Below are 4,954 nucleotides of genomic sequence, written 5' to 3'. Positions count from 1 at the left end.
TTGCACTTAACAAGACGTATAAGGTTTACAATCCGCACAGTGTTACCTTTTTCTACTTTGTCAGCAAGCCCTAATTAGCCGATGATGCACCGACCCAAAACTTAGGATTTTCGAGATACGGATCCATTCGGTGGAAAAGGTGAGGGCATAACAAAACCTCATGTACTCACAGATATGTTGATTTTAGCGTTTGATGCTTTGAGTTAAGAAACTTGGGGCATGACTTGTAAAATTTAATTTTTGAATGTGGGCGAAGAGCAAGCAAAGGATGAACAGTGCAGCGGATATTGTGTACCTAGTAAATTTATGCGATACTTTCAAAAATACAAAGAATGCTTAAAACAAACCAATAAATCCGTAAGATAATCAACACAGGAGGAGTCGATGCTTTATCAGCCTCATGACCGTCATCGTTTTCTTCAAAAGACCGCCCTGTTCTCTACTGGTTTAGTCACCTCTGTAATTTCTCCTCGTTTTGCGAGTGCTGGTTCTGGAAAACATGGAATGTCTCGATATGATTTATGATTATATTGTGATTGGTGCAGGCTCAGCAGGCTGTGTAGTTGCCAACCGTCTCACAGAAGACCCTCAAACAACTGTGTTGTTGCTGGAAGCAGGCGATCGAGATACGAAACCAGAGATTCAAATCCCACGCGAAGCTAGGAATTTACCAGGCTCCGAGGTAGATTGGAAATATTTCTCGGAACCCGAACCGTACCTTAATGATCGCAAGATCTTTTGTTCCCGTGGTAAAGTCTTGGGGGGCAGCAGTTCGATTAATTACATGGTATATATGCGGGGCAATCATCACGACTTTGACCACTGGCAGGAATTGGGTAACCCCGCTTGGTCGTACCAAGATGTCTTGCCCTATTTCAAGAAATCCGAGCATCAGCAACGTGGTGCTTCGGAATATCACAGTGTGGATGGGGAGTTGAGCGTCACTGATATCGTGTCTCCTGCTGCGGTTACGAGAGCGTTTGTAGAAGCAGCGGTGGCAATGGGACACAAGTACAATCCTGATTTTAATGCAGAGCAGCAGGAAGGGGTAGGACCGCTTCAGTTTACAATCAACAAAGATGGTAAGCGGCACAGTGCAGCAGCAGCATTTCTCACGCCGATTCTGGATCGTCCGAACTTAACAGTGCAAACAGGTGCGTTGGTGACTCGATTGTTGTTTGAGGAGACTCGCACTATCGGGGTGGAATACCTGCACTCTGGAATGTTACACCAGGTTAGAGTCAGTCGGGAAGTGATTTTAAGTGCAGGCGCGTTCGATTCGCCCAAGCTGCTAATGCTCTCTGGCATTGGGGATACAAAACATTTGCAAGCAATGGGGATTTCAGTCGTCGTCGATCTGCCGGGTGTGGGTCAAAACCTGCAAGACCACGTTGGTCTTCCCGTGACCTACCAGGGAACTCAGGAGGTGCAACCTGCTGCCACTGGTAATGGTATTTCTGAAGCTGCAATGTTTATGCATAGCGAGGGAAATCTGGATGTCGCGCCAGATTTGCTGCTTTTCTTCGATGCCAGTCCTTTGTCACCTCCTGGGTATGTCCGCGTTGATTCGGGGTTCACAGGCTATGTGAGTTTGACCCATCCCCAGAACATTGGCAGTGTCGCTTTACGATCGCTTGACCCCACAGATGCCCCGATCCTGCGGATGAACTATCTGCAAAGTCAATCCGATGTGCGTCTTCTAGTGGCAGGGATTCGATTCTTTCGCGACTTGTTTCATTCAACTCCCTTTGATGAGATACGAGGTGAGGAAATTGCTCCCGGTGTCGAGGTTCAGAGCGATGAGGCACTCGTTGCTTATGTTCGGGAAGTTTGCGGGACTATGTTTCATCCTGTCGGCACTTGCAAAATGGGAACTGACCCAATGGCGGTTGTAGATTCGCAACTCCGGGTACACGGCGTGAAGGGATTGCGTGTCGTCGATGCCTCGATCATGCCAACGATCACCACGGGAAATACGAATGCGCCCACCATTATGATTGGTGAGAAAGCAGCCGATATGATTAAAACCGCAAAAGTCAGTAGACCGAAAACTTGGGAAATTTGACGAAAGAATAAGGGTTTGGTGTAAGTTTTTTTCTTTCAGTTGAGATTACGAATTACGAATTACGAATTATTCTGTCAGAAGTGGCAGTTTACCTCAGATCAGCATCTGAGGTAAACTGCGAAATGCTACTCACAGATAAGTTGATTTTAGCAGTGCATCAGTAGGTTGGACTTGCACCTATTCAGAATGCAAAGGCAGGAGAATAGTAAATTTTCCTTTATGCAGATCATGCTCTATTTGTGAAGTGCATAAGTATTACTGATTGGGGGTACTCAGGGGTATTGCATTTATGGCAGAAATTAAACGTAGTCTGGCAGTAGTTGTTGGTATTAATCAGTACATCAATGGCGTCCCAGCACTAAAAACCGCTGTTAATGATGCCACTAAACTTGCTCACATCCTAGAAACTAAGTACCAGTATCAAGTCCTTCTTTTATTAGATACTGGAGCTACTTACGCAAAACTATGTCATCTATTCACTACCTTGGAAAAGCAAAGGTTTCTCCTAGCAGATGGTAGTACTATCCAACTTCAACCAGATGACCGTATCCTTTTTTACTTTGCCGGACATGGCATTGCCTTAGATGCGTTAGATAATAGTGATGGTCCTGCTGGTTATTTAGTTCCCCAAGATGCGCGACTGGGTGATAGTGCTAGCTTGCTACCCATGAAGCAACTGCATGATACTCTGCTTAAGTTACCATGCCGTCATTTATTAGTTATCCTCGACTGCTGCTTTGCTGGGGCGTTTCGTTGGGCAGGCTCGCGCGAAGCAGTACGACGCTCAAAAATGTATCGCGAACGCTATGAACGCTTCATTTCTGGTTGTGCGCAACAGGTGATTACTTCTGCTGCAGATGACGAAAAAGCTGCCGATTGTCTGTATCAATTTGGACAGCGCAGAGAGCATGATGGACACTCTCCCTTTGCGGAGTTGCTATTTGCTGCACTAGAGGGTAAAGCAGATTTAAGCAAAGATAGTATAATTACAGCAACTGAGATGTATGTGTATTTACATAGCGAGTTACTGAATATAAATGCTAGACAAACCCCAGGATTTTGTCAACTCAAACGCCATGATAAAGGCGAGTACATCTTTGCTGTTCCTGAATTTAACCCTAATAACTTAAAACCAGCACCCGTACTAGATGAAAGTAAAAACCCTTATCGCGGCTTAGAATCGTTTGAACTTGAACATAGCAAACTGTTTTTTGGTCGGACAAACTTAATAGTCAAGCTGCAAGCATTTGTGGCTAGTCATAAGTTTACAGTTGTGTTGGGTGCTTCTGGTTCGGGCAAATCCAGCTTAGTGAAAGCGGGATTAATTCCACAGTTGAACCGGGACGATCAACAGTGGCGCATCCTCGCTCCCGTTCGTCCGGGTGAGTCTCCGTTTATTGCTTTAAATAATACCCTACTCAAAGATAACTTACCAGTTTTTGCTTACCCAAGGAAGGCTTTTGAGCAAGAGTTGCAGACACTAGCTCAAGCAGTTAAAGCTTGGAGTGAAGCTCATCCTCATACCAAACTATTGCTAGTGATTGATCAATTTGAAGAATTAGTCACTCTGTGCCGGGATGACGATGAGCGGAACAAGTTTTTGAGTGGATTGAACAGGGCAATATCTGCTTTTCCAGAGCATTTACGAATTGTGGTGACGCTACGTTCCGACTTTGAACCGCAATTTCAAGATTCTCCTCTAAAAGCTTATTGGACTGCGGCGCGATTTATTGTCCCAGCGATGACACGAGAGGAATTGCGATCGGCAATTGTCGAACCAGCAACTGCACGAGTAATGTATTTTGAACCACCGACTCTAGTAGAAAAAATAATTGATGAAGTGGCACAAATGCCGGGTGCCTTGCCTTTACTTTCTTTCACCTTGAGTGAACTGTATCTGAAATACATCAAGAGTGCTAGAGAGGGTACAAGAAATAATCGAGCAATTACCCAAGAAGATTATGAGGAATTAGGAGGAGTAACGCGCAGTATCGCCCAAAGAGCGGATTGTGAGTATGAGCAGTTAGAAAAACTTGATTCAGCCTATGCTCAAACCATCAAGCACGTCATGCTGCGAATGGTAGCAGTGGGTAGTGGTGAGTTGGCTCGTAGAAGGGTATTTCTACCTGAACTAGAATATCCAGAGCCAGAAAATCAGCGGGTGAAGTTGGTAATTGAGCGTTTTTCCGCCGCTCGATTATTGGTGTCTGGAAAAGATACCGAAAACAATCTTTATATAGAGCCTGCCCATGATGCCTTAGTGCGGGGATGGCAAAAGCTACTTTTTTGGAAAAAACAGGAGGAGGAAAGTTTAATCCTGCAACGAAGTTTGACACCAGCTGCTAGAGATTGGAAAAACTTGCAACAAGTAAAATTTCTGTGGCACACTAATCCCCACCTTGATGTATTGAAACAGATACATAATTCTAGTGGCAATTGGTTTAATAAACTAGAAGCTGAGTTTGTGCAGCGCAGCATACAGCGCCAAAGGAACAACCGCTGCTGGACAATTAGCATTGTTGCTGGTGCATTTGTACTCGTGCTGGGATTTGCTTTTATTCAGTGGAGTCAAAAGCAAGAGGCTCTGAGTATAAGTTTAGCTACATCTTCAGAACAACTCTTTGTCTCAGATCAACAGTTGGAGGCATTGATCCATGCTTTAAAAGCAGAGAAACTACTCAAAGGATTGGTTTGGGCAGAGGCACAGACGAAGAATCGGGTTTTGACTGCACTACAGCAGGTAGTTTACCAATTGAAAGAGCGCAACAGCTGGCAAGCAAATAGCGGCTGGATCTACAGCGTCAGTTTCAGTCCCGATGGCAAAACTCTAGCCTCCGCTAGTGTTGACAAAACCATCAAATTATGGAGCAGTGAAGGACAGGTACTCAG

Annotated in this window: 3 protein-coding genes; all 3 read left to right on the top strand. The window is 44.9% G+C overall.

The window, feature by feature from the left end; genetic code table 11:
• Positions 1 to 384 precede the first annotated feature (384 nt).
• Positions 385 to 525 (top strand): hypothetical protein, encoded by a 141-nt coding sequence (locus ICL16_RS34325; RefSeq protein WP_190836057.1) that lies wholly within the window; start codon positions 385 to 387, stop codon positions 523 to 525.
• Positions 515 to 2,065 (top strand): GMC family oxidoreductase, encoded by a 1,551-nt coding sequence (locus ICL16_RS34320; protein ID WP_190836056.1) that lies wholly within the window; start codon positions 515 to 517, stop codon positions 2,063 to 2,065. The genes ICL16_RS34325 and ICL16_RS34320 overlap by 11 nt, the downstream gene beginning before the upstream one ends.
• Positions 2,066 to 2,354: 289 nt before the next feature.
• Positions 2,355 to 4,954: nSTAND1 domain-containing NTPase (locus ICL16_RS45035; RefSeq protein WP_202895862.1), on the top strand; the 2,600-nt coding region annotated here is incomplete at its 3' end.

This window comes from Iningainema tapete BLCC-T55, from assembly GCF_014698965.1.
Classification (GTDB): domain Bacteria; phylum Cyanobacteriota; class Cyanobacteriia; order Cyanobacteriales; family Nostocaceae; genus Iningainema; species Iningainema tapete.
Note: the sequence above shows the minus strand (reverse complement) of the source record. Positions and strands in the feature narration are given on the sequence as shown.